This window comes from Siphonobacter sp. SORGH_AS_0500 (assembly GCF_031453245.1).
In the GTDB taxonomy this organism is placed as follows: domain Bacteria; phylum Bacteroidota; class Bacteroidia; order Cytophagales; family Spirosomataceae; genus Siphonobacter.
Window position 1 is genome coordinate 3287525 of the sequence record NZ_JAVIYT010000001.1, and the last position, 22239, is coordinate 3309763.

Sequence of the window (22239 nt, forward strand, 5' to 3'; positions counted from 1 at the left end):
AGGGTGTTTACATGAAAAATCCTGCTGTTTGTGCTCCAATCAGGTAGTCTGTCCCAGTTGTGGGCGTTTATATGGACAGAGTTTCTAGTTTTACAGCAATGGAAGAGAAAACAACCCGTAACTTACTTTCAGTCATCAGCTATCAGGCGGTATTCTGGACGGCCCTTTTTCTGTTCGGACTGGGACAGGCTCACAGCAGTACCACTTACCTAAGTTTAGAGGATATCATCATCTACAACTTGTGTCACCTGCTATTTCAAATCATCAGTGCCAACTTGATTTACTATTATCTGATTATTCATCTTTTCGACCGAAAACGTTACGTGCTGTTTTTGATCAGCCTAATCTTTTCTCTGTATCTCTTAGCCGTTATCAATCGAATTTTTATCGTTTATGCCGCAGAACCTTTTTTTACGAATGAGGCACCGGACAGTATTACCACCATTTTAACCGATCTTGATTATCTGGTTGTGTGCTATGCCCTCCCCATTATTACTGCATCATTTATTTTTGTCTGTTTCATGCATATTTTACGGTATAAAAACGAGAAACAAGACCGCATTCGACTGCAAAAGGAAAAAGCAGAACTTGAGCTGAAGGTGTTGAAATCCCACCTGAATCCTCATTTTCTGTTCAATACGCTTAATAACATTTATTCCCTCGCGGTTAACCACCCCGATAAAGCTCCTAAATTCATTGCCGGATTGGCTGACATCCTTGACTATGCCATCTACAAAGGCCCTCAAAAGATGGTTCGAATCACTGACGAGATCACTACCATCGACCGCTACCTGGAACTGGAAGAATTGCGTTATGGAAACACTTTAGAAATCAACAGAGTATTGCAAATTCAAGCTGAAAATCAAATTCCTCCCCTTCTGTATCTTTCACTAGTTGAAAATGCTTTCAAACATGGAAGCAGGAGCCTTGACGGCAACCTCCGTATCACGCTTGAACTGCAAACCGATGAGGTAAGATCTGTATTCAAAATTGGAAATAGCAGTTTTCAGAAAACGTCAGACCACCAAGAAGGAATCGGTCTTACTAATATTGAAGAGCAACTGAAATTGTATTACAAACATAATTTTGAACTTCGTGTCAACTCAGATGAAGACTGGTTTAGTGTAGAAATCGTCACTCCTGCCTGGTATGATTAAATGTATGATCGTCGATGACGAACCACTGGCTATCGAGCTGTTGGAAAGCCATTTAAAAAAAATAGAAGCCCTTCAGCTCGTCGGCAAAGCAAGAAATGCCATTGAGGCCCATAAGCTCCTGCAACAACTGCCGATTGATCTTCTGTTTCTGGATATTCAGATGCCTCATCTGAGTGGTATTGAACTCATGCGGTCTCTACCCGTAAAACCGAAGGTTATCTTCACGACGGCCTTCAGGGAATTTGCTGTAGAGGGATTTGAATTGGAAGCCGTCGATTATATTCTGAAGCCGATCACTTTCGAACGTTTTTTTAAAGCAGTTAGTCGGATATTGAGAGATACGGGTAACAAAAATCCTGAAAACACCCTAATGATCAGGTCAGAAGGGTTAAACCGAAAAATCAGAATAGATGACATTATTTTTATAGAAAGTCAGGGCAATGACCTGAAGCTCTTTTTGACTAATGCGGTTTACCTCACTAAAAACACGATTGCGGATTTTGCAGAACGGCTTGCTACCCAAGGTTTTGTAAGAATCCATCGGTCCTTTCTCTTTAATCCTGACTACGTTACCGGTTATAGCAATTCTGAAATTGCATTAGGCTCCTATTCCGTTCCGGTAGGGAGATTTTACAAACAAGAGTTTAATGCGTTTGTTAAGAATTATGCTAAAACAGTGTAGTATTAGGGGATTTGTATGGAAGAGGTTCTTTAAACTATTTTCTTTCCATTGCACATTATACTGAATTTCTCCTGACTGTTACCTTGCTTTATTCCTGAGTAGATAAGTAAAATAGAGCCTCTGCCCCCAATAAGCTATTCTATGTCTGACCGATCTTTAACCAACCGAACGAGAGATCACGAATATCTGCAAGTATTATTTCAATTCCATAATGGTACGATTAATACAATAACGCTTCGTCAAGACAAGAAAAAACTTATTCTATTTCAATTCCATAATGGTACGATTAATACTAGTAGATTCTATTGCAAAAAATGTAGATGCTGCATATTTCAATTCCATAATGGTACGATTAATACTTCGCAGGCATGGCTATAAGAACCTTTGGGAAGTTATTTCAATTCCATAATGGTACGATTAATACAAAGGCTCGCTCCAGTCGTTGGCCTGGGCCATAATAAATTTCAATTCCATAATGGTACGATTAATACATTCAGACCAATGCCAAGTTATTATTTTATCTACTATATTTCAATTCCATAATGGTACGATTAATACTAAGAACTTCCCTTTTGCGCCTAATACAACACCTAAATTTCAATTCCATAATGGTACGATTAATACTTCAGGGAATACCCTGCGGGTTTGCCAGTACAGAAAATTTCAATTCCATAATGGTACGATTAATACCCCGTGAATTTACGGATCAAAAAGCCTTATTCTATAGCCCAATCCCTATTTATGTTACTTCATAGAAGCTACCAAAATCGTCGACCACCAATCATAAGAAAACATAGGGCGATCGACGACTACTGATTATCAAACAATTAACTCACTAAACTACTTTTCAAACTTCTTATAAAATGCAATTCCAGGCATTTATAAACCGATCGACGACAAAGTGAAGTAAAATACTTCCTTTTTTTACAGCCCAAATTACTAGTTACTCAATCCATTTCTAGTTGAATATTAAAACTTCTAAGTTCTTTCTGAGTATAGCTCATCTTTACAAAACTGGATAATCTGGGAAGCCTAATTCTTTTCCTACGATTAGCTCAATGCGTCTTAGTCATGGTTTCAGGAACCGTGATAATAAAATTGGCCAGTTCGGGTTTGGCATCTTTAGGTTCCTCAATATTTGCTTCTTCGGTAGTAGCAATGGTTACAATTTTTAAAGCGGGATTCGCTTTCTTGAGATACCAGTAAATTCCTTCAAAGTTCTGGCTGTGGTACGAGCCATTAAAGTGTAGAAAGGTCTGTCCTTTTTTCCAGTGTTTAAGAATAAAGTGACTCATCGTGGCATCCTTAATGGCCTGAGCTTTGGCCATATTTTCAGCACTAATGGAGCTACCGCTGCCATGTATCCCACCCATTTTTATTAATTCGGCATAACCGGGAAGTGTCAAGTCAAACGGGATAGGTTGAGGGGCAATATGCTGCTGAGCTTCTGGACTTAACTGTTTCAATTCATCCGTACCTCGTTTGGCAACGATGCTGGCATAACGCCGGGGAATATTGGTTGCGATAAAAGGAATCTTCTTTTCCTGAGCGAAATCAACTAACGGCTTATAATCCGTTTGATAATTGTTCCAGACTTTAGCCTCGGCGGTTAATTGCTGAGAGGTAATTCTGTTCTGTAAATATTCATCCAGAACAATCTGATTATCAGATTCAAACATCTCTGCTCCTAGGATTAGTTTCTCCTTTTTCTGTTTGTATAAATCCTTTGTCAATTCCAATTGTAACCAGTGATCAATCGAGTTATTGTGTAACTCGCCAAACAAAACGATGTCCGCTTCGGAAGCTTTTCTCAGTAACTCCTCATAACTCGAAGCCTTCAACTGCTGATTGTAAATAAGATAGGCTGGTTTATCCGTGAAAGCTAAACTGATCAGTGCCACCAGTATAAGGAGACTTCGCATATAGAAATTTATTTTGATGAAGTATTATCGTTTCGTTAATGGATTCGATCTTTTAGGAAACAGACCTCACTGCGTTTCATTCCAATTTTAGGATAATAATCTACCGCTTTGGGTGCCGCCAGCAGAATCAGACTTGTTTGTAAACCGGCTACTTCATGAGTGAGTTCAAGTAACGTTCGACCAATTCCCTGATGCTGGTAACGTTCGTCTACGGCCAGATCAGCGAGATAGGTACAGAAGCTGAAATCGCTTAAGGCTCTGGAAACTCCAATGAGTACCTCTCCTTCCCAGGCGGTAACTAAAATCTGAGCAGCAGTTAACATCTGCTCCATACGTTCGCGGTCGTTGACAGGCCGCCGCTCGCCCAACGTGGAACGATTTAGAACATCAATGAATTCTTCTACGGAGAGCTTTCGCCCGGTTTGATATTGAATCATAGGAATAGTAGTCGATAGATGAAAGCACCGTTTAGTAACTATCGATCAATTTTATAACATTTATGGAAACTCCATTTACCCTTTCTTCCGCACGCATCGAGTCTGCCTACTCCTATCAATCGTATCGTCAACTGATTACGGATCTGCTAGCAGCGGGGAAAACGACGGGCCCGAAACAATCGGACATACTGACGAAATATACCCAGCTCAATGTACAACGAATGCAGCGTCTGGACAAAACTACGGTTCTGATGCCGGAGTTGCTGGCGACTGTTCAGAATAACCCTTCGTCTTATTACTGGCTAATCCTTACCGAAGGCTGGTGTGGCGATGCGGCTCAAATTGTGCCCGTACTGGAACGAATAGCCGAAGCTTCGAACGGAACCATTCAGACCCGTTATTTTTTACGTGACACCAATCTGGACTTTATGGATGCCTACCTAACCAATGGTGGCCGGGCGATTCCCAAGTTAGTTATTGTTGAAAAAAATACGTTAACGGAAGTAGCCGAATGGGGTCCCCGCCCCCAACCCGCTCAGCAATTATACAAGTCTTTGCAGGAAGCAAAAACACCTTTTGAGGAACTCAGCACGCAACTTCACACCTGGTACGCCAAGGATAAAACCCTTACCCTTCAGGCTGAATTACAGAATTTACTGAAAAATTTATTCTAGTATTTTCAGCCATCCAATCAGATCATCTTTTACCTAAGTGTTAAATTTTACGTAGATAGTTGTGTTTATATCTTTAAAATTTATACAACCGGACTATACCCTTGCACTAGTAAAAAACTGCTACAAATGATGGTAATCCGGGGGTATCGTTATAATTTTGGGAAAAACGCTAGCCTGGCTAGCTACTTTAGGGCGAGGTTTTATTATGATACGTTGGAGCGGTAAGCAATTGATTATCAATATTTTATTGTTTAGTATATTTTTACTAGCAGCTTATTATCTATGGTTTCCACCTATTTGGGCCTGCCAGACGGTGCGTTTCCGTGGCTTTTCCAAAATAGCTCCTTCGGTCTACGTCAGCGATCAAACCAGCAAACCTCGTCAGGATTCACTTTTGCAGTTTATCAATCAGGCTCATAAAAGAATACGGTCCTTCTGGGGGGCTCAAAGCGGTGAAGCAACCATTATTTTCTGCTCCAATCGCGAAGAATATCAGAAATTTTGTCTTTTGTACGAAGGAGCTGGCTGTAGCCTGGGCACACCTACCGGCTCCTGGATTATACTCAATCCAGACGGATTAAATGTAGATGTCATCGCTCATGAAATGTGTCACGATGAGTTATTTGCCCGTTTAGGTTGGATGAAAGCTAAATCTTCCCTGCCTCAATGGTTTGACGAGGGCATGGCTCTCATGGTTGACTATCGGTATTCGGACCCAGATCCTTCCCGCCGATACATTGGCTATGTTCAGGAATGGGATATTCTTACCAATCACGGCAAAACAGCCCCTCATCTTCAGGATATTGTTACATTAAACGGCTTTTTTGGCACGCAGCGTGGCCAGGCCGATCCCACCCGAACGGCCCAGTCGTACGTTACTTCTGGCAAAGAAGTTTCCCGCTGGTTAGGACTTGTCGGGCAGGATGGCTTACTTCGAATCATTCAACAAGTACGTGATGGCTACGAGTTTGACGATGCTTACCGCGAGATCGAACAATACCACCGGCCAAAACTTTAGTGCTTGTATAGGGTTACTACTGAAAGGTAAAATAACCCTGCTCTTTGCTCAAAGCATGACTCCATGAAAATTGCTCTCAATGGTCGTCCCTTATCTGAACAAACGAAACCTGCCATTCAGGCTCTTCTGGGAGAACTGGCTCGTCGGGGTGCGGAGGTTCAGATACACGAACAATACCGCCAGAACATTCAGGAAAATGGCGTTAATCATCCTTTCACGTCCACGTACACCTCTCGTCAGGATTTATTCGACGCTGACTTTGTATTTAGCATTGGCGGTGACGGAACTTTGCTTGAAACCGTCACTCACGTTGGCGAACGTACGTTACCAATCGTTGGCGTTAATACCGGTCGGCTAGGGTTTCTGGCTACCATTAACCCCGACGAAATTACCCAAACGCTGGACTGGCTTGAAAACGGAAAATACTCGATTGACGAACGCGTATTACTGCACGTTGAAAATGATCGGGATGTTTTTGAAGGAACCAACTTTGGTCTGAACGATTTCGTGGTTACTAAAACCGATCGATCTTCCATGATCGTCGTACATACCTGGCTCGATGGTGAATTCCTGAATTCTTATTGGGCCGATGGTCTGGTGATTTCAACCCCAACGGGTTCTACGGGTTACTGTTTGAGCGTGGGAGGTCCAGTGGTATTACCCCGAACCAACAATTTTATTATCGCCCCTATCAGTCCACACAACCTCAACGTACGGCCTATTGTGGTGAATGACAGCAGTCGAATTGAAGTTTCGGTAGAAAGCCGAAGTAAAAATTGTCTAATTTCTCTGGATTCAAGATCGAAAGTGGTAGAAGATTCCGTACGTTTCTGTGTTCGCCGGGAACGATTCAGTGCTCACCTGGTAAAAGTTAAAGGGGATACCTTCCTGGAAACCTTACGCCATAAGCTGAATTGGGGTTTGGATATCAGAAATTAACATTTCTGCTTTTTATTAGTTATATAGTACTAGATTTGCTTTTCGAAAGTATTCTAGTTACCTCCCATACCATATTGAAAGCTCTATCGTTAGTAACAGTACCTTGGTAATTACCGTGTAATAGAACTGAAATTTACGCTCAGATGCGAAAAAGAATTTTACTGATCAGCACTTTATATTTACTTGGAATAGGTTATTCCCAGGCCCAGCTATTTTCTAGCAAAAAAAATTATAATAAACCTTACAAGGCCAAATTTGAACCCTATTCCAGTGTAGGCTTCGGACTTGGGACATCCAGCTACTACGGGGAGCTTTCTCCCATTGCAGACCCTGTCAACGCTACTTTCAAAATGATGCGTTGGAATGTAACGGCTAATTACGTCCGCCATTTTACGCCAAGGTTCAGCGGCAGAGCTTCTCTGACCTTAGCTCGTTTATCAGGCGATGACTATACTTTTTCGAAGGGGCGTCCTAAATTTGATGGCCAATTTTTACGGAATTTGCATTTTAGAAATGACGTAAAGGAATTAGCTATCACGGGTATTTTTAATATCTTACCAGAAGGTCGAAATGCTTTTGACAGGCCTTTTTTTGTACCTTATCTCTTTGCAGGTATTGCTGTCTTTGCTCATAACCCTAAAGCCAAAACTCCTGTTGATGCGGGAAATAACTGGGTAGCGTTACAGCCCTTAGGCACCGAGGGTCAGGGCCTTTCAGGTGGAGCAAAACCTTATTCTCTAGTTTCTGCAGCAATACCCGTTGGCATTGGCTTCCGCTTTCGCTTTAATCGCAATTGGGATATTTCTGCCGAAGCTGGAATGCGATTCACAGCTACAGATTATCTCGATGATGCGGGTGGATTATACCCTTCTAATCCAAATGATTTAGCGAATCCGACGGCTATATTGCTTAGCAACCGTATCCTTGAGCCAACGGCTGCCCGAAAAGGCGGAGATCGTATACCTGGTTTACAGAGAATCGCCGCAGAGAATGGAGGTGATTTACCCACAACCAATGCCCGTGGGGGCGGTAATAACGACATGTATCTATTAACCGCTATTCATATTAATTACATCATTGCACCTAAAATTAAATGTCCTCCCTTACGTTAGTTAGTCAGGACAGATATCCATTCAGGAAATAGGTTCGTGTATCTTGCACGAACCTTACTTATTTAAGCGTATGCGGAAACAGCTTTTACTGCTTTGCTTCCTTTTTATTGGTTCGGCCCTGACCAGTCAGGCTCAAAAGATTGAATTTGGCGGAGGCCTGGGCTTTATGCATTACAAAGGGGACATCACCCCCAATCTTCAACTGAAATCAGGCCGTCCGGCTGGTAATCTATTTTTTCGATACAATGCCTCCAAAGCTCTTTCTGGTCGCTTTTCTGCAGGTGCTGGGCGAATTTATGGTAGTGACTTCCGCAGTAAGGACCCCTTCCAGCTAGGAAGAGGGTATATCTTTGGAACGCGAATGCTGGAAGCGGGTGCTGATTTAGAATATAATTTTCTGGATTTTGATTATACAAAACGAAAACCCCGCAACTGGTCTCCTTATGTTTTTGCCGGATTGGCCTTTTATAACTTTAAACCAGATCAGGAACCTACGGAGTCCTATCGGAAATCAGGGCTGGCCATTCCCTTTGGTTTAGGTATTAAATGGCAGATCAAAGGTCCCTGGTCGCTGGGTTTTGAGTTTGGAACCCGCAAAACATGGTCTGATTATCTCGATGGTCATAATGAATCCGGTCCAGCCGTGGAAAGACGACTACAGACAGATCCCACCCGAAAAGACATGTATTATTACAGTTCTATTTCATTAAGTTATACAATCCTTCGAGTGTTCTGTCCTTAATAAAACCAATTACAACGAAAACTGCCACAAAAACCTTACTTTTGCAGCATCGTTCAGAACCGGCAGGTTTGGAACCTACCGGTTTTTTGTATTAGAGGATGAAGGAAACTATTATTCAAGGCAATCTCCCCCGTCATATTGCCGTTATAATGGACGGAAATGGTCGCTGGGCCAAACAAAAAGGTATGCTGAGCCGGATATTCGGACATCGGCATGCGATTAAAGCAGTTGAAGAAGTAGTAGAGGGTTGTGCTGAACTAGGCATTGATTACCTTACACTCTATACGTTTTCTACGGAAAACTGGAACCGCCCGAAAGAGGAAGTTGCTGCTTTAATGGAATTGTTGGTTCAGGCCATTGCTGACCAAACCCCCAAATTATTGAAAAACAATATCCGCCTGTTAACCATTGGTGATACGGAAAGTCTGCCCCCCCGCTGTCAGGCCGATCTTCGGCAGGCCATGCAGCGTACCGAACATAACACGGGTCTGTCACTCGTGTTAGCTCTCAGTTATAGTGGGAAATGGGACATCATGCGGGGAATTAATAATCTCGTACGTGCAACCCAATCGGGAGAATTAGCATCTGGAGAATTAACGGAGCAAGATTTGTCAAATGCATTGCCTACTTCCCACATCCCTGATGTAGATCTGATGATCCGAACGGGTGGAGAACATCGCATTAGTAATTTTTTACTGTGGCAACTTGCTTACGCTGAGCTTCATTTTACAGAAACTTACTGGCCAGATTTCCGTCGTGAACACCTGTACGAAGCTATTCTCGATTTTCAGAATCGGGAACGTCGTTTCGGTAAAACAAGCGAACAATTAAAAGCCTAACTACCATTATTGAAATTTCTGATGATTTGATTATTAATTCATTAATGAACTAAATTTTCAGGCTTTCGATCTTCAGAAATGCATTCTTAACCCATGAGAAAGGTTTTCCCTCTCCTTCTAATTTTCCTGCCTTTTCTTTCATTCAGCCAGGCCCGTGTCGGTTTGGGTGGGCAACCATCTACCAGCCAGACTCCTGCGGCTTCGAATGAAATTGACTATACTCACCCCAAAGAGTATACCATCAAAGGCATTACAACCAGTGGTACCAAGTTCTATGATGCCGCCTCTCTGATTTCCATATCCGGACTTCGGGTTGGTGACAAAATCCAGATTCCGGGTATTGCCATTTCTGGAGCCATCCGTAAACTGATGGATCAGGGCATCCTGGAAGACGTAGAAGTAACCGCTACCAAAGTGGAAGGCGAAAATATCTGGCTGGATATTTTCATGCGGGAGCGTTCTCGTCTCTATAAGATTACTTTCACCGGCGTTCGTAAAGGCGAAAAAGACGCTCTTAACGATAAAGTGAAACTGATCAAGGGAAAGATTATTAACGAAGCCCTCATCAAGAACACCCAGGCGACCATCAAGAAACACTACGTTGAAAAAGGTTTTCTCAACGCAGACGTGAAAGTTCGTCAGGTTTCAGATACGACTCGTGGTAATAACGCGGCTCTGACCGTTTCCATCGATAAAGGTCCTAAAATCAAAATTCATACCATTGATTTTGACGGCCGGGAACAATTGCCGGAAGCAACCGTTCGGAACAAAATGAAGGGGACCAAACAAATGCGTTTTGGTCGGGTTTTCACGCCTTCAAAATACATTCCGAAAAAATTCGAAGAAGATAAAGGCAAGCTCATTGAGTTTTACAACAAGAAAGGGTTCCGCGATGCTCGCATCGTAGCGGATTCTGTTTACTCACACGACCGCAAAACAGTTGACGTATATCTGGGGCTGGAAGAAGGTAAAAAATATTACTTCCGTAATATCAACTGGCAGGGTAATTACCTTCACTCTGATTCTGTTCTGACGGAATTATTAGGTATTAAAAAGGGAGACGTTTACAACCCTGAAGAATTACAAAAACGCTTGCAGGGCAGTCCTGGCTATGACGTTTCTTCGCTGTATATGGATGCAGGTTATCTGTATTTCAGTGCCAATCCCGAAGAGACGGCCATCGAAGGTGATTCTATTGACATTAACTTCAATATTTTCGAAGGAAAACAGTTTACCATTAACAAGATTATTCTGAATGGTAACACCAAAACTTCCGACCACGTAGTATTGCGTGAAATTCTTACCTTACCCGGTCAGAAATTCTCTAAAACAGCGGTTGTAAGTACACAGCAGGAATTAGGTCGTCTGGGTTACTTTGATGCGGAGAAAATCGGAATTAACCCGATCCCCCGTAATGATTACACCGTGGACATCGAGTACACCGTTGAAGAAAAAGCTTCGGATCAGATTGAGCTTTCTGGTGGTTGGGGTGGTTACATCGGCTTTGTAGGTACGCTTGGGGTAGTGTTTAACAACTTCTCTGCTCGCAACATTACTAACCTCAAAGCCTGGCGTCCGCTTCCAGCTGGGGATGGTCAGAAACTGGCTGTTCGTTTCCAGGCCAATGGTCGTCAATTCCAGAACTACTCGTTATCGTTTACGGAACCCTGGCTGGGAGGTAAGAAACCAAATGCCTTCTCTTTCAACATTAACCGTCAGATTTACCGCATCTTCGATTACAGCGGTAGCATGTACAGCGGCTATGGTTACGGGAGCGGTTATGGCTACGGTTACGGGAGTGGCGTACCCACTTCGCTGGGTAACGAAAGAGGTTACTTCAACACTACGGGTGCTTCGATCAGTTTAGGGAAGCGTTTACGCCGCCCTGACAACCGTTTCGGTTTGAACATGGCACTTTCGTACATGCGTTATGAGTTCAAAAATTATCCGATCCTGATTCGGGACTTTAGCTCAGGTAACGCTAATAACATTTCGTTGATTACGACCCTGACGCGTTATGATCTGGATAACCCCCAGTATACCAGAAAGGGATCTTCGTTATCGATTTCGGCCACTTTGACTCCTCCCTACTCACTGTTCCGTCCTAATAACTGGAACCCAACGGAGGCTCAGGATAAATATAAATTCTTGGAGTACCACAAGTGGATGTTCGACATGTCATGGTTCGTGCCTATTACTGGAAAACTGGTATTCCACACGCGAGCTCACATGGGTTTCCTGGGTAACTATAACAAACGCCTGGGCATCATTCCAATGGAACGCTTCGTATTAGGAGGTTCGGGTCTGTCAGGCCAGGGTCAGTTTGCCATCGCTCAGGATATCATTGGTTTACGTGGTTATGATGACCGTAACGTACGTACCGATCCTACGCGTCGTTACGAAGGAAATGGTGGGGTTGTGTACAATAAATATGTAATGGAGATTCGTTATCCCATCTCTCTGAATCCTTCAGCAACGGTCTTCGTTTTAGGATTTATGGAAGCGGGTAATAACTGGGATAGTTACAAATATTTCAATCCCTTTGACCTGAAACGTTCGGCTGGTATTGGTGCTCGTATCTTTATGCCTGCCTTTGGTATGATCGGTATTGACTATGGATACGGATTTGACCGCAACGTAGGGCCGAACGGTACACAGCCAGCCGGTAAAGGCCAGTTCCACTTTACCATCGGTCAGCAGATCCGATAAGGTTTAATTAAGTTTTTTTAATAGCTACAACCCGAACTATAAATCGTATAAGATCCTTTAACTCGTGAGAAACAGCGTATTTTTCCTATTTTTGGCGTTCATAGGGCAGGTAAGTCCTGCAATGGCCCAGCGATTTGGATACATTGACTCCGAGTATATTGTCAGCAAGATGCCTGAATTCCAGAAAGTGAACGGTGAGATGGATCGCTGGACCCAAGCACGGACGAAGGAAATTTCTGATAAATATGCTGAAAATTGAAAAGCTTGAACGGGCTTTCAAAGCAGAGGAGCCTCTTTTGACTGACCCCATGAAACAACAGCGTCGTCAGGAGATTACGAAGCGGGAAAATGAAGTTAAAGAGTTAAACAACAAAATATTTGGCTACAACGGCCAGTATCACCAGCGACGGAAAGATGTCTTGAAACCCGTTATGGATGAATTACATCGGGCCGTTGAGAAAGTAGCACGCCAAAAACAGCTTCGTATGATTCTGGATAAATCCTCGGAAGGAATTGCCATGATTTATACGGATCCCCGGGACGATTACTCTGATTATGTTTTAGAAGAGCTAGGCATCGATCCTAAAGCGAACCCCAATCAAACAAACACACCAACGCAAAACACAAAGACTAAGCAGTAAATCAAATGAAAAAACAAATTTTCGCCGTTCTGACCGCCGTTGCCCTGGCCTTCGCAGGATTGAATGCAAACGCCCAGTCGGCTCCCAAAATTGGCTATACTGATATCGATGTACTATTAGCTGGACACCCTAAATCGAAAGCAGTAGAAGCTGAATTACAAACTCGTAGTACGCAATATCAAAACCAAATGCAGAGCCTTCAGAAAGATCTGCAGGACAAATACACCGCTTATCAGAAAGCAGAAGCTACGATGTCTGATGTAATCAAAGCTGACAAGCAAAAAGAATTACAAGGCATTCAGGAGCGTCTACAAACGCTTCAACAAAATGCTCAGACTGAGTTGGGGCAGAAACAACAGCAATTATTACAACCGCTGTTAGTGGACATCGATAATGCGATTAAAGCTGTAGCCAAAGAAAATAACTACACGTTCATTTTAAGTAGCTCGATCAGCACACAATTAAACCCTGTCGTGCTTTACGCTGATCCTTCTACGGAAGTAACGGATCTGATCTTTAAGAAAATGGGGGTTGATCCAGAAGCAGTGAAAAAAGCTGCTGCCGCTGCTCAACAACCTGCTACTACGCCAGCAGCTGGTACTAAACCAGCAACAACGCCAACGAAAAAAGCTGGTAACAAATAAGCGATTAGGCAAGTAAGCGAAAAAGCCGGACTCGACAGTCCGGCTTTTTTCGTTTTCCTGAGGCAAGATTCTATCTCATTCCTGCAATAACGGCATATTCCCACATGCCTGTCATTCCGAGCGAAGCGATGAAGCTTACTTAGTTTTCGCCTCTCTTTGTTGTAAATAAGTTTTCTACCATAGTCGCTCAGTTCTGTCTGAGTGACGAAATGGCATTCAGGCCTCTGGTAGTTAAAGCATTTCCAGTTAAGCAAGCCCTTCGTTCCAGGCTAGAGTTATTTACCTCAGACGGCCAGAGGCCTACGTTAAGTAGTCACTCGGCAGAGCCGAGCGACTGCGGGGGAAGACCTTTGCTAAACGCATTAGGTTATGAAGAAACTTGATTAACTGTTACACTCTCCCACTCTACAGAAGGGCTCTCTCTTCATTCGAGATGACAGGTCTGACCACTGGAGCGAGATTCCCTCTCGTTCCTATCTTAACGACAGGTTCCACCTGCCGTTCTACCTCAAGCTGTCATAGACGTAAAAAGACCAGCAGGATCTGCTGGTCTTTTTACGTCTATAAATCGATTAAACTCTTATTGTTCTGATGAATCGCTAATGGGCTTGGCATCTTCTTCTGATGGCTTCTCTTCGAATGGCTTTGAGGGTTCTTCTTTAAAGAACGATGATTGAAAAATCAGAATAAAAACCACCCCAAGAAAAATCGCTGAATCTGCAATGTTGAAAACAGGACTGGTATAATAAGAACCGCCCCAGACGGGAACCCATTCAGGAATAAATCCTTCCCAGGGATTAAACAACACCATATCAATTACCTGCCCGTGAAACCAGGGCGTTGGAGCATCGTAGGGAGCGTTTCCCAGAAATACACCATAGAAAGTTGAATCAATTACGTTGCCAATGGCCCCTCCTAAGATGGCGGCAATGCACCACAATAAACCATCAGGAGCGTTTTTCCGGGCTAAACGAGTAAGATACCAGGCGATTACCCCCATGGCCACCAGACGGAATAACGTCAGCACCAACTTCCCATAAGGATGATCCAGTTGCATGCCAAAAGCCATTCCCGGATTCAGTACATAATGAATGCTTAGCCAATCGCCGATCACCGGGATATCTTCACCCAAATACATATTTTTGAAAACCAGCAGCTTTACTACCTGATCGACAACAATAACCAAAAGGGTAAGTAAAAAAAACTTCAGAGGATTCTTCATTCAATCAATAATTATCAACCTACAAATAAATAGGTTAATCGAGTAACTCATTCAATAAAGTACAAAAATCGGTAACAACCACTCAAAAAACTAGGGTATGATCCTAATAAAAAACCCCATTCAGTTGAACGGGGTTTCGGATTATGCTTTCTGAGCAGCTTTCTTACTTTTACAAAGATCTTGCCGAACGGCTCTTTTACGTCGGCGAACTTCTTTTTTAAGCAAGGTAAACTCTCTGCTGGCTTGGCCAGCTACTGAAGTATTTTCTGCAGCCCGACGGAAAAGGTAAGGCATCACCGCCTCGATGGGGCCGTAGGGAACGTATTTCGCTACATTATAACCTGCATGAGAAAGGTTAAAGCTAATATTATCACTCATGCCTAATAACTGAGCAAACCAGAAATGCTGATCATCAGCGGCAATGCCCATTTCTTTCATTTTCTGAACCATTAACAAACAGGAGTATTCGTTATGGGTACCCAGACAGATCGAAAGAATATCATGGTTATCGAGGAAATACTGAAGAGCTTTATTATAAGCCTGGTCGGTATCTTCTTTGGTGGCATGAATAGGATCTGAATATTCCATTTCATGAGCCCGCTGGCGTTCTCTTTCCATGTAAGCTCCACGAACCAGTTTGATTCCCAGCTCATATCCCTTTTTGCGAGCCGTTTCCGTTGCTTTTACCAGATTTGAATAACTTTCTGTGCGGTACATCTGATAGGTATTCCAAACGATACATTCCTGATGATTGTATAAATCCATCATCTCATAGGTCAACGTATCGATGGTATCCTGAATCCAGGTTTCCTCTGCATCCACAAAAATCCGTACGTGCAGGTCATGAGCCGCCTTACACAAGGTATTCATGCGTTGTTTTACCCGGGCATAAGCCGCCTGATCTTCGGCGGTTAATTCTCTCCCGGATTGTACTTTTTCCAGTAGTTCCAGCGTCGCGATTCCAGTTACCTTAAATACGGAAAAAGGCACGGCGGGTGACTCAGCAGCTTTCTTAATAGTCAGCAGAATTTCTTCTACTGTATGGTCAAAGCTTTCTTCTGACTCCTCTCCTTCTACGGAATAATCCAGAATTGTACCGATGTGAGCCGCATCCAGTTGCTTGATAGTCTCGTTACAACCTTCGATGGTTTCACCACCGCAGAAATGCTCAAAAATTGTGTTTTTAATGGCTCCCTTGATAGGAAATTTGAGCATTAAAAACAATTTGATGAAAAAGGTGCCTATCTTTACAAGCCAATTTCGATTCATGGCAGCGAAGATGAAAAATGTCTTCTTGAGTTGCCAGTTAGATTGATTAGCAAAAGCAACCGAAGTGTCGTCAAATGAAATAGTTTTTTCTTGCTGTTGATGACTCGGAGCTTTCAAAATGTCCATTTTGGGCATGGGAAGTGAACCGTGTTAGTGTGAAAGTGGAATATAGCGGTCAGGTTCAGGTTGGGTGTGCTCGATCTAAAATATATCGGCGATTCGGTACTTTTTGTTTTTCCGAAAAGCGATTACAAAGGTAAGAGGAAACACACCGCATTTTTACATGTCAGTACTGATTTTTTTAATAAAATAGGTTATCTTTGAGAGGTTAACAAACTGATTTTAAGTTTATTAAGATTAGTCAAACCATAAAAGATTTGGCCTTAACGTTACACTTCATCATAATAAACTGCCCCCTGGCTTTTTGAACAAATAAACGCTTACTAATTAACGATTTACAAGATGAGTGCGACGCTGGATATTGTGCCTTTACAGGATTGGATCAACACCAACGGTAAGCCCTTGATGATTGCGGGACCCTGTAGTGCAGAAACTGAAGAACAAGTTTGGGATACGGTTACCCAAATTGCAAAAGAGGGGTATGCCCACGTGATTCGTGCGGGTGTATGGAAACCTCGTACCCGTCCCGGAAGTTTTGAAGGAATGGGCGAAGCAGCTTTACCCTGGTTAGCAGCTGCTAAAAAAGAAACAGGTCTTCCCCTTGCTATTGAAGTAGCAAGTCCTGATCATATTGAACTGGCTCTCAAATACGGCGTTGATATCTTGTGGATCGGAGCCCGTACAACGGTTAACCCTTTTAACGTTCAGGATATTGCGGACGCTTTGAAAGGTGTTGATATTCCAGTACTGGTTAAAAACCCCGTTAACCCTGATTTAGCTCTTTGGATTGGAGCTCTGGAACGTCTTCAAAATTCCGGCCTGAAGAAATTAGCGGCTATTCACCGCGGTTTCTCAAACATGCAGGAAACAAAATACCGCAACTCTCCCATGTGGCAGGTAGCTCTGGAACTGAAACGCCAGTTGCCTAATCTTCCCATCATTGGCGATCCAAGCCACATGGCAGGAAAACGTCAGTACCTGGGTGAGTTGACCCAACGTTTCTTCGATCTGAATTACGATGGTCTGATTATTGAATCACACCGTAATCCTGACGAAGCCTGGTCTGATGCCTCTCAACAATTAACTCCTGCGGCTTTGGGCGAACTGCTTCGCAGCATGCAGGTGCGTGAGTCTGATTCTTCTGACTCCGTATACCACAGCCACATGGATGAACTCCGTGCGAAAGTAGATAACATCGACCGCGAATTGCTGGAAGTGTTAGCGACGCGTATGGCCATTGTTGAGAAAATGGGTGAATACAAACGTGATAATGGAGTAACGATCTTCCAGATTGACCGCTGGAAACAAGTTCACGCTTCACGTGCAGAAATGGCAAAAAAACTAGGTCTCTACTCTGATCTCGTAGAAGATTTATACCGCCTGATTCACGAAGCATCGATCCGTAAACAAACGGAAGTAATGAATTCAGTTTCTCAGTCTTAATCTGAGATTGATTATAAAAAATGAGGTCGCTATCCAGTGACCTCATTTTTATTTTAAGCCTATTTTCATCTAAACCTAAGGGCCTTTTTTATAACCCATATTCGTTACGAGTCATTCCTGCCTATGAAAACGCCTCCCACTGATCCGTTCGCGGCCCTACGCTATAAAGAGTTTACTTTTTATGGCCTCGGGAGTTTCTTTTTTACTACTGCTATTCTGATTCAGGAAGTAGTGCTGGGTTACCAGATTTATCGCATTATGCATGATCCGCTGGCTTTGGGTTTAGTGGGGTTAGCGGAGGCCATTCCTTACATATCCCTGGCTTTGTTAGGCGGTCACCTAGCCGATAAGTATGATAAGAAAACGATTATCTTATTAAGCTTGTCTGTGATTCTGGCTGGTTCTTTCATTCTTCATTGGGCCACCCTCCCTGAAACCCGGGCCATTCACGATGATCGTTTTTTATTAATGATCATCTATTCGGTTGTGGCTTTGATTGGTTTTGCCCGTGGCTTTTATAGTCCGGCTACCGCTTCTCTAAAAGCGTTCCTTACCCCTCGCGAAGTCTACGCCAATGCGGCCTCCTGGTACAGTTCATTCTGGCAAACAGGAGCCATTCTTGGGCCAGGCATTGCCGGTTTTCTGTATAGCTGGATGGGGATGTCGGGCACTATGTGGCTGGTGATTGGCAGTATCGGGGTCGTTTTTATACTTTTTTCTTTCATTAAGAAGAAGCCCATTCCCGAACCTACCCACGAAGAAACAAGTGTCTGGCAGAGCATTAGGGAAGGAATTGGCTTTGTCTTTAAAAGCAAAATTCTGCTTTACTCCATTTCGCTGGATCTAGTTGCGGTGCTTTTTGGGGGCGTGGTGGCAATATTACCCGTCTTTGCCGAAGATGTGCTGAAAGTTGGAGCGGAAGGGCTGGGCATTTTGAGAGCAGCTCCTTCCGTTGGAGCAGTGCTTACCATTATCGGTACAGCCGTTTATTCTCCCGTAAAGAAAGCATGGCTTAATATGCTCATTGCCGTGGCGGGCTTTGGATTAACCACTATCATTTTCGCTCTCTCTACTCACTTCTGGTTATCAGTATTGATGTTATTCCTTACGGGAGCGTTTGATAGCATCAGCGTCGTGATTCGGCAAGCTATTTTACAACTGGTTCCGCCCGATGAAATTCGTGGAAGGGTCCTTTCGGTTAACAGCATTTTTGTTAGTACCTCGAATGAAATCGGAGCTTTTGAATCGGGATTATTGGCGAAAGCATTCGGAACAGTTCCCTCCGTTCTCATCGGCGGAAGTTTGACGATAGTCATTGTAGGACTAATCTGGGTAAAAACGAAAGAGTTACTACACGTGAAGCTGATTTAAGAGAAGCACTGGTCAGATAAAGAACTTGTATCAAACGATCTCAACACAGATTCATACTTAATACTTATTCAAACCATAAATGAAAAGGCTAACCTGCGAGGGTTAGCCTTTTTTCAGAAGTTATTATTCAAAAATCTTTAGTCCGAAATAACCGAGGGCGAGCCAGAGTAAGCCTTTAATCAGAAAGAAAAAAAAGCCAGCCCAACCTAACCGTTTAATCCAGCCTTTCCAGCCGGGAGTTGTCGCTTTTTGTTCCATAATGTTTAGAATGATTCTATAGAAATCAAAACTCGGAAAAAAGATTCGGTTCTCCCAGCGATTCAGAAAATTTATCAGGCCACCTCTCTAGCTAAAACAACGTACTTAAGCATCTCAATGTACAGTTGAATTCCTTCTTCGATCTCATGGAGGTAAATAAATTCATCGGCTTGGTGCGATCGAGCGGAATCTCCCGGTCCCATTTTCAGCGAATGACAACCAATGACAGCCTGATCGGAAGTGGTAGGTGAACCGTAGGTATTACGTCCTAAAGTAATACCCGCCTGAACAATCGGGTGTTCGAGAGGAATACTGGAAGGATGCAAACGTACCGAACGGGCCTGTACTTCTGATTTTAGGTGTGACTGAATAATCTCACACGTTTCCTCCAGGGTATATTGATCGGTTACCCGAACATCCAGTGTAAAATGACAACTAGCCGGAACGACGTTATGCTGCTTATTTTCCGTTTGAATCACCGTTGCCGACATTTTCATGTTTCCCAGCGTTGGTGACACTTTAGGGAACTGAAACGAACGAACCCAGGCAATGTCATCCAGAGCTTTATAGAGAGCGTTTTCGCCTTCTTCCCGGGCAGCGTGACCAGCTTTACCCTGAGCCATGCAATCCAGTACGAGTAACCCTTTTTCTGCAATCGCCAGGTGCATTTGCGTGGGTTCACCCACGATGGCAAATTCTACTTCACCCAATTTGCCGGAATTCCAGAGTAATTCCATCCCATTTTTACCGGACACTTCTTCTTCTGAAGAGGCGGCAAAAACGACGTTATACTGAAGATCGGTGCGGTGGTAGAAGTAACAGAAGGCCGCTAATAACGAAACCAGACAACCTCCTGCATCATTTGAACCCAGCCCAAAGAGTTTACCTTCCTCATTAACGAGGGGGTTAAATGGATCCAAGGTCCACTTCGGATTGGGCTTAACGGTATCATGGTGCGAATTGAGCAATACCGTCGGAAGCTCTGGGTTGTAGTATTTGTTCTTTGACCAGAGGTTATTATGCAGACGGGAAAAAGGCATATTCCTTTCCCGAAAAAATTCTTCAATCAAATACGCCGTCTGGTCTTCTTCCCTACTAAATGAAGGCGTAGCAATCAATCGCTTTAATAATTCAATAGAGTCGCTGGTTAGGCTTTCAATTAAGTTTGCAATGGCCATACATACATAGTTAAAATGGATCAAACCCAAAGATCTGATCCATTTTTATGGTGTTAAACGGAGAGCGATTGGGTAAATCGCTCCGCCAAATTTTCAATGTCTTCCCTTCGGGCAATGTCCTGAAGCCATTCGGCTGGTATCGCCTGAAGACTATAATAAACGCCCGCTAGACCGCCCGTTACCGAACCGGTAGTATCCGTGTTATCACCCAGATTAACCGCTTTTAAAACGGATTCTGAAAATGAATTCGAGGTGAGAAAGCACCACAAAGCCGCCTCCAGCGAGTGTACTACGTAACCGGAAGAGTAAATTTCAGATTCGGGGATTTGGGTAAGGTCCTCTTTCAAGATTCGGGCAAATAACTCGCACTCATCCGCCGGGCCGGTTTCTTCGAAAAACGGGTACATGGTTTGCTGAATGCTATAGTAAGCCTCCATCTTATCTTTTCCGGAAAGTAATTCCTGAATGTAACTCACCAGTAAAAAGCAGGCATGAGCCGAACGGATATGTCCATGCGTAATAGCCGACGTTTTTCGAACCAGTTCGAAACGCTCCGTCATGGAAAGACTGGGTTTACGATACTGCAAGTAAAACGCTAAGGGTGAAATTCGCATGAGCGAACCATTCCCATTACAAAGCTCGCTGATCTCACCGGCCTCGGTGGGTTCTACCCCATTTTCCAGACGGTCGAGGGAGTTACGGGTGGCAAAACCAATATCAAAAACGACTCCATTAGCTGTCCATTCGCCCTGGTGATACCAGCTCAAAAAACGGTTCGCTAAATCCCGGTAATTCAGACCGTTAATTAAAGTTTCAATGGTTTGATAAGTCAGAGCACTGTCATCCGACCAAGTTCCGGCAGGTTGATAATGCGTTCCGAACGCCCTTAGGCCAGCCACTGGTTTTTCCTTTAAAAACTTACGATTCGAGAATTCCACCGGAACGCCCATTGCATCTCCAATGGCAGTGCCGAAAAGATAGCCCTTTACTCGGGAGTCGAGGTCGTTCATACGGTGTTGCTTGTAATGATAACGTTGGTTATTGAAGTCTGATCCGGGTTCCGGCGGTACCTTCGGCCACGGCCTGACGCAAGTCAGCCGCGTGGCAAATGGTTACCTGCTTTACGCCATCGGCCAGAGCCTTAAAGGCATTATCGAGCTTAGGAACCATTCCGGCGTAAATAGCACCAGAGGCTTTATGCTCGGCATAGGTTTCAGGCAATAATTCTGGAATGACACTGGAATCGTCTTCAGGATTAGTCAGTACGCCCTTTTTTTCGAAACAATATACCAAATTTACTTCAAAATGCTTTGCTAACGCTACTGAGATGGCCTGAGCTTGTGTATCGGCGTTGGTATTCAGCATGGAAGCCAGCGAGGCATCGAAAGTTAAGGGAGCAAACACGGGCACTAGTCCTACTTCCAGAAAACGCTTGATTTGCTCATCGTTCACGGATTCAATATCTCCAACAAAACCGTAATCAACGCTCCAGCCCGTCCGTTTTTTAGAACGGATGATCCCTCCATCGGCCCCAGTAAGGCCAAGAGCGTTACAATCCAGTGCTTGTAACTGAGCGACGAGCTGTTTATTCACCAGTCCACCGTACACCATGGTAACTACGTCAAGCATGGCGGCATCCGTTACCCGCCGACCTTCTACCATGACCGTTTCTACATCGAGCTTTACGGCTACCTGCGTAGCAATTTTACCCCCACCGTGAACCAGAGTCTTGGGTAAGGATAATTCAGCGAAATCTTTGAGGAATTGTTGTCGTAACGTTGGGTTATCAACTACGTTCCCGCCTATTTTAATGACAGTCAGCATGTTATTAATTCTTTAATCTGGAAATCTCCAGAGATTCC

General features: G+C 43.6%; 22 protein-coding genes and 1 CRISPR repeat array. Of the genes, 14 read left to right on the forward strand and 8 right to left on the reverse strand.

Going from position 1 to position 22239, the window contains the following annotated elements; genetic code table 11:
• Positions 1-98 precede the first annotated feature (98 nt).
• The gene (locus tag QE357_RS14070) at positions 99-1157 is read left to right on the forward strand and encodes a histidine kinase (RefSeq protein WP_309708560.1); all 1059 of its coding nucleotides are present in this window, start codon (positions 99-101) and stop codon (positions 1155-1157) included.
• Entirely contained in the window at positions 1150-1839 is a 690-nt protein-coding gene (locus QE357_RS14075; RefSeq protein ID WP_309708563.1) for a LytTR family DNA-binding domain-containing protein, read from the forward strand. The genes QE357_RS14070 and QE357_RS14075 overlap by 8 nt, the downstream gene beginning before the upstream one ends.
• Positions 1840-2035: 196 nt before the next feature.
• Positions 2036-2529: direct repeats of the CRISPR family, unit length 31 nt; unit sequence TATTTCAATTCCATAATGGTACGATTAATAC.
• Positions 2530-2894: 365 nt separating this feature from the next.
• On the opposite strand, the gene QE357_RS14080 is transcribed toward QE357_RS14075, so the two are convergent.
• Both QE357_RS14080 and QE357_RS14085 read right to left on the reverse strand, forming a co-directional pair.
• Positions 2895-3761 (reverse strand): ChaN family lipoprotein, encoded by an 867-nt coding sequence (locus tag QE357_RS14080; RefSeq protein WP_309708566.1) that lies wholly within the window; start codon positions 3759-3761, stop codon positions 2895-2897.
• A gap of 35 nt (positions 3762-3796) precedes the next feature.
• Positions 3797-4198, reverse strand: a complete 402-nt coding sequence (locus tag QE357_RS14085; RefSeq protein WP_106635774.1) for a GNAT family N-acetyltransferase — start codon at positions 4196-4198, stop codon at positions 3797-3799.
• Positions 4199-4260: 62 nt separating this feature from the next.
• Here QE357_RS14085 and QE357_RS14090 point away from each other — a divergent pair, with 62 nt between their 5' ends.
• From QE357_RS14090 to QE357_RS14135, 10 genes are all read left to right on the forward strand, one after another.
• Complete coding sequence (locus QE357_RS14090) at positions 4261-4872, forward strand: thioredoxin family protein (RefSeq protein ID WP_106635773.1); 612 nt, start codon at positions 4261-4263, stop codon at positions 4870-4872.
• 205 nt (positions 4873-5077) lie between these two features.
• On the forward strand, positions 5078-5890 hold the full coding sequence (locus tag QE357_RS14095) for a hypothetical protein (RefSeq protein ID WP_309708571.1): 813 nt from the start codon (positions 5078-5080) through the stop codon (positions 5888-5890).
• Positions 5891-5953: 63 nt separating this feature from the next.
• Positions 5954-6829 carry an NAD kinase gene (locus tag QE357_RS14100; protein WP_106635771.1) on the forward strand — a complete coding sequence of 292 codons (876 nt, stop codon included), beginning with the start codon at positions 5954-5956 and terminating at the stop codon, positions 6827-6829.
• Positions 6830-6972: 143 nt separating this feature from the next.
• Positions 6973-7941, forward strand: a complete 969-nt coding sequence (locus tag QE357_RS14105) for a hypothetical protein (RefSeq protein WP_106635770.1) — start codon at positions 6973-6975, stop codon at positions 7939-7941.
• 70 nt (positions 7942-8011) lie between these two features.
• Entirely contained in the window at positions 8012-8683 is a 672-nt protein-coding gene (locus QE357_RS14110) for a DUF6089 family protein (protein ID WP_106635769.1), read from the forward strand.
• A gap of 98 nt (positions 8684-8781) precedes the next feature.
• Positions 8782-9522: an isoprenyl transferase gene (locus tag QE357_RS14115; protein ID WP_106635768.1), complete on the forward strand. Its 741-nt coding sequence runs from the start codon at positions 8782-8784 to the stop codon at positions 9520-9522.
• 93 nt (positions 9523-9615) lie between these two features.
• Positions 9616-12231 (forward strand): outer membrane protein assembly factor BamA, encoded by a 2616-nt coding sequence (bamA, locus tag QE357_RS14120; protein WP_309708583.1) that lies wholly within the window; start codon positions 9616-9618, stop codon positions 12229-12231.
• A gap of 64 nt (positions 12232-12295) precedes the next feature.
• A complete protein-coding gene (locus QE357_RS14125) occupies positions 12296-12490 on the forward strand; it encodes an OmpH family outer membrane protein (protein ID WP_309708586.1) in 195 nt (64 codons plus the stop codon).
• Positions 12477-12872: an OmpH family outer membrane protein gene (locus tag QE357_RS14130; RefSeq protein WP_309708589.1), complete on the forward strand. Its 396-nt coding sequence runs from the start codon at positions 12477-12479 to the stop codon at positions 12870-12872. The genes QE357_RS14125 and QE357_RS14130 overlap by 14 nt, the downstream gene beginning before the upstream one ends.
• A gap of 5 nt (positions 12873-12877) precedes the next feature.
• Positions 12878-13516, forward strand: a complete 639-nt coding sequence (locus tag QE357_RS14135) for an OmpH family outer membrane protein (RefSeq protein WP_106635766.1) — start codon at positions 12878-12880, stop codon at positions 13514-13516.
• Between the two features lie 580 nt (positions 13517-14096).
• Here QE357_RS14135 and QE357_RS14140 read toward each other — a convergent pair.
• Entirely contained in the window at positions 14097-14738 is a 642-nt protein-coding gene (locus QE357_RS14140; protein ID WP_309708592.1) for a lipoprotein signal peptidase, read from the reverse strand.
• Positions 14739-14879: 141 nt separating this feature from the next.
• A complete protein-coding gene (locus tag QE357_RS14145; RefSeq protein WP_409050247.1) occupies positions 14880-16142 on the reverse strand; it encodes a proline dehydrogenase family protein in 1263 nt (420 codons plus the stop codon).
• A gap of 327 nt (positions 16143-16469) precedes the next feature.
• Between QE357_RS14145 and QE357_RS14150 the strand changes: the two genes are divergently transcribed.
• Both QE357_RS14150 and QE357_RS14155 read left to right on the forward strand, forming a co-directional pair.
• On the forward strand, positions 16470-17570 hold the full coding sequence (locus QE357_RS14150) for a chorismate mutase (protein WP_307143495.1): 1101 nt from the start codon (positions 16470-16472) through the stop codon (positions 17568-17570).
• A gap of 123 nt (positions 17571-17693) precedes the next feature.
• Positions 17694-18941 carry an MFS transporter gene (locus QE357_RS14155; RefSeq protein ID WP_309708597.1) on the forward strand — a complete coding sequence of 416 codons (1248 nt, stop codon included), beginning with the start codon at positions 17694-17696 and terminating at the stop codon, positions 18939-18941.
• Positions 18942-19064: 123 nt separating this feature from the next.
• Here QE357_RS14155 and QE357_RS14160 read toward each other — a convergent pair whose 3' ends face one another.
• From QE357_RS14160 to argB, 4 genes are all read right to left on the reverse strand, one after another.
• A complete protein-coding gene (locus tag QE357_RS14160) occupies positions 19065-19199 on the reverse strand; it encodes a hypothetical protein (protein WP_255400607.1) in 135 nt (44 codons plus the stop codon).
• Positions 19200-19273: 74 nt separating this feature from the next.
• On the reverse strand, positions 19274-20377 hold the full coding sequence (locus QE357_RS14165; protein ID WP_106635763.1) for a M20 family metallo-hydrolase: 1104 nt from the start codon (positions 20375-20377) through the stop codon (positions 19274-19276).
• Positions 20378-20430: 53 nt separating this feature from the next.
• Positions 20431-21387, reverse strand: a complete 957-nt coding sequence (locus tag QE357_RS14170; protein ID WP_309708602.1) for an ADP-ribosylglycohydrolase family protein — start codon at positions 21385-21387, stop codon at positions 20431-20433.
• A gap of 28 nt (positions 21388-21415) precedes the next feature.
• Entirely contained in the window at positions 21416-22201 is a 786-nt protein-coding gene (gene argB, locus QE357_RS14175) for an acetylglutamate kinase (RefSeq protein ID WP_309708606.1), read from the reverse strand.
• Between the last annotated feature and the right edge of the window lie 38 nt (positions 22202-22239).

Bases quoted from the DNA above. Each gene is read 5' to 3' on its own strand.
- QE357_RS14070 (WP_309708560.1), top strand. From the start codon at position 99: ATGGAAGAGAAAACAACCCGTAACTTACTTTCAGTCATCAGCTATCAG.
- QE357_RS14075 (WP_309708563.1), top strand. From the start codon at position 1,150: ATGATTAAATGTATGATCGTCGATGACGAACCACTGGCTATCGAGCTG.
- QE357_RS14080 (WP_309708566.1), bottom strand. From the start codon at position 3,761: ATGCGAAGTCTCCTTATACTGGTGGCACTGATCAGTTTAGCTTTCACG.
- QE357_RS14085 (WP_106635774.1), bottom strand. From the start codon at position 4,198: ATGATTCAATATCAAACCGGGCGAAAGCTCTCCGTAGAAGAATTCATT.
- QE357_RS14090 (WP_106635773.1), top strand. From the start codon at position 4,261: ATGGAAACTCCATTTACCCTTTCTTCCGCACGCATCGAGTCTGCCTAC.
- QE357_RS14095 (WP_309708571.1), top strand. From the start codon at position 5,078: ATGATACGTTGGAGCGGTAAGCAATTGATTATCAATATTTTATTGTTT.
- QE357_RS14100 (WP_106635771.1), top strand. From the start codon at position 5,954: ATGAAAATTGCTCTCAATGGTCGTCCCTTATCTGAACAAACGAAACCT.
- QE357_RS14105 (WP_106635770.1), top strand. From the start codon at position 6,973: ATGCGAAAAAGAATTTTACTGATCAGCACTTTATATTTACTTGGAATA.
- QE357_RS14110 (WP_106635769.1), top strand. From the start codon at position 8,012: ATGCGGAAACAGCTTTTACTGCTTTGCTTCCTTTTTATTGGTTCGGCC.
- QE357_RS14115 (WP_106635768.1), top strand. From the start codon at position 8,782: ATGAAGGAAACTATTATTCAAGGCAATCTCCCCCGTCATATTGCCGTT.
- bamA (WP_309708583.1), top strand. From the start codon at position 9,616: ATGAGAAAGGTTTTCCCTCTCCTTCTAATTTTCCTGCCTTTTCTTTCA.
- QE357_RS14130 (WP_309708589.1), top strand. From the start codon at position 12,477: ATGCTGAAAATTGAAAAGCTTGAACGGGCTTTCAAAGCAGAGGAGCCT.
- QE357_RS14135 (WP_106635766.1), top strand. From the start codon at position 12,878: ATGAAAAAACAAATTTTCGCCGTTCTGACCGCCGTTGCCCTGGCCTTC.
- QE357_RS14140 (WP_309708592.1), bottom strand. From the start codon at position 14,738: ATGAAGAATCCTCTGAAGTTTTTTTTACTTACCCTTTTGGTTATTGTT.
- QE357_RS14145 (WP_409050247.1), bottom strand. From the start codon at position 16,142: ATGCCCAAAATGGACATTTTGAAAGCTCCGAGTCATCAACAGCAAGAA.
- QE357_RS14150 (WP_307143495.1), top strand. From the start codon at position 16,470: ATGAGTGCGACGCTGGATATTGTGCCTTTACAGGATTGGATCAACACC.
- QE357_RS14155 (WP_309708597.1), top strand. From the start codon at position 17,694: ATGAAAACGCCTCCCACTGATCCGTTCGCGGCCCTACGCTATAAAGAG.
- QE357_RS14160 (WP_255400607.1), bottom strand. From the start codon at position 19,199: ATGGAACAAAAAGCGACAACTCCCGGCTGGAAAGGCTGGATTAAACGG.
- QE357_RS14165 (WP_106635763.1), bottom strand. From the start codon at position 20,377: ATGGCCATTGCAAACTTAATTGAAAGCCTAACCAGCGACTCTATTGAA.
- QE357_RS14170 (WP_309708602.1), bottom strand. From the start codon at position 21,387: ATGAACGACCTCGACTCCCGAGTAAAGGGCTATCTTTTCGGCACTGCC.
- argB (WP_309708606.1), bottom strand. From the start codon at position 22,201: ATGCTGACTGTCATTAAAATAGGCGGGAACGTAGTTGATAACCCAACG.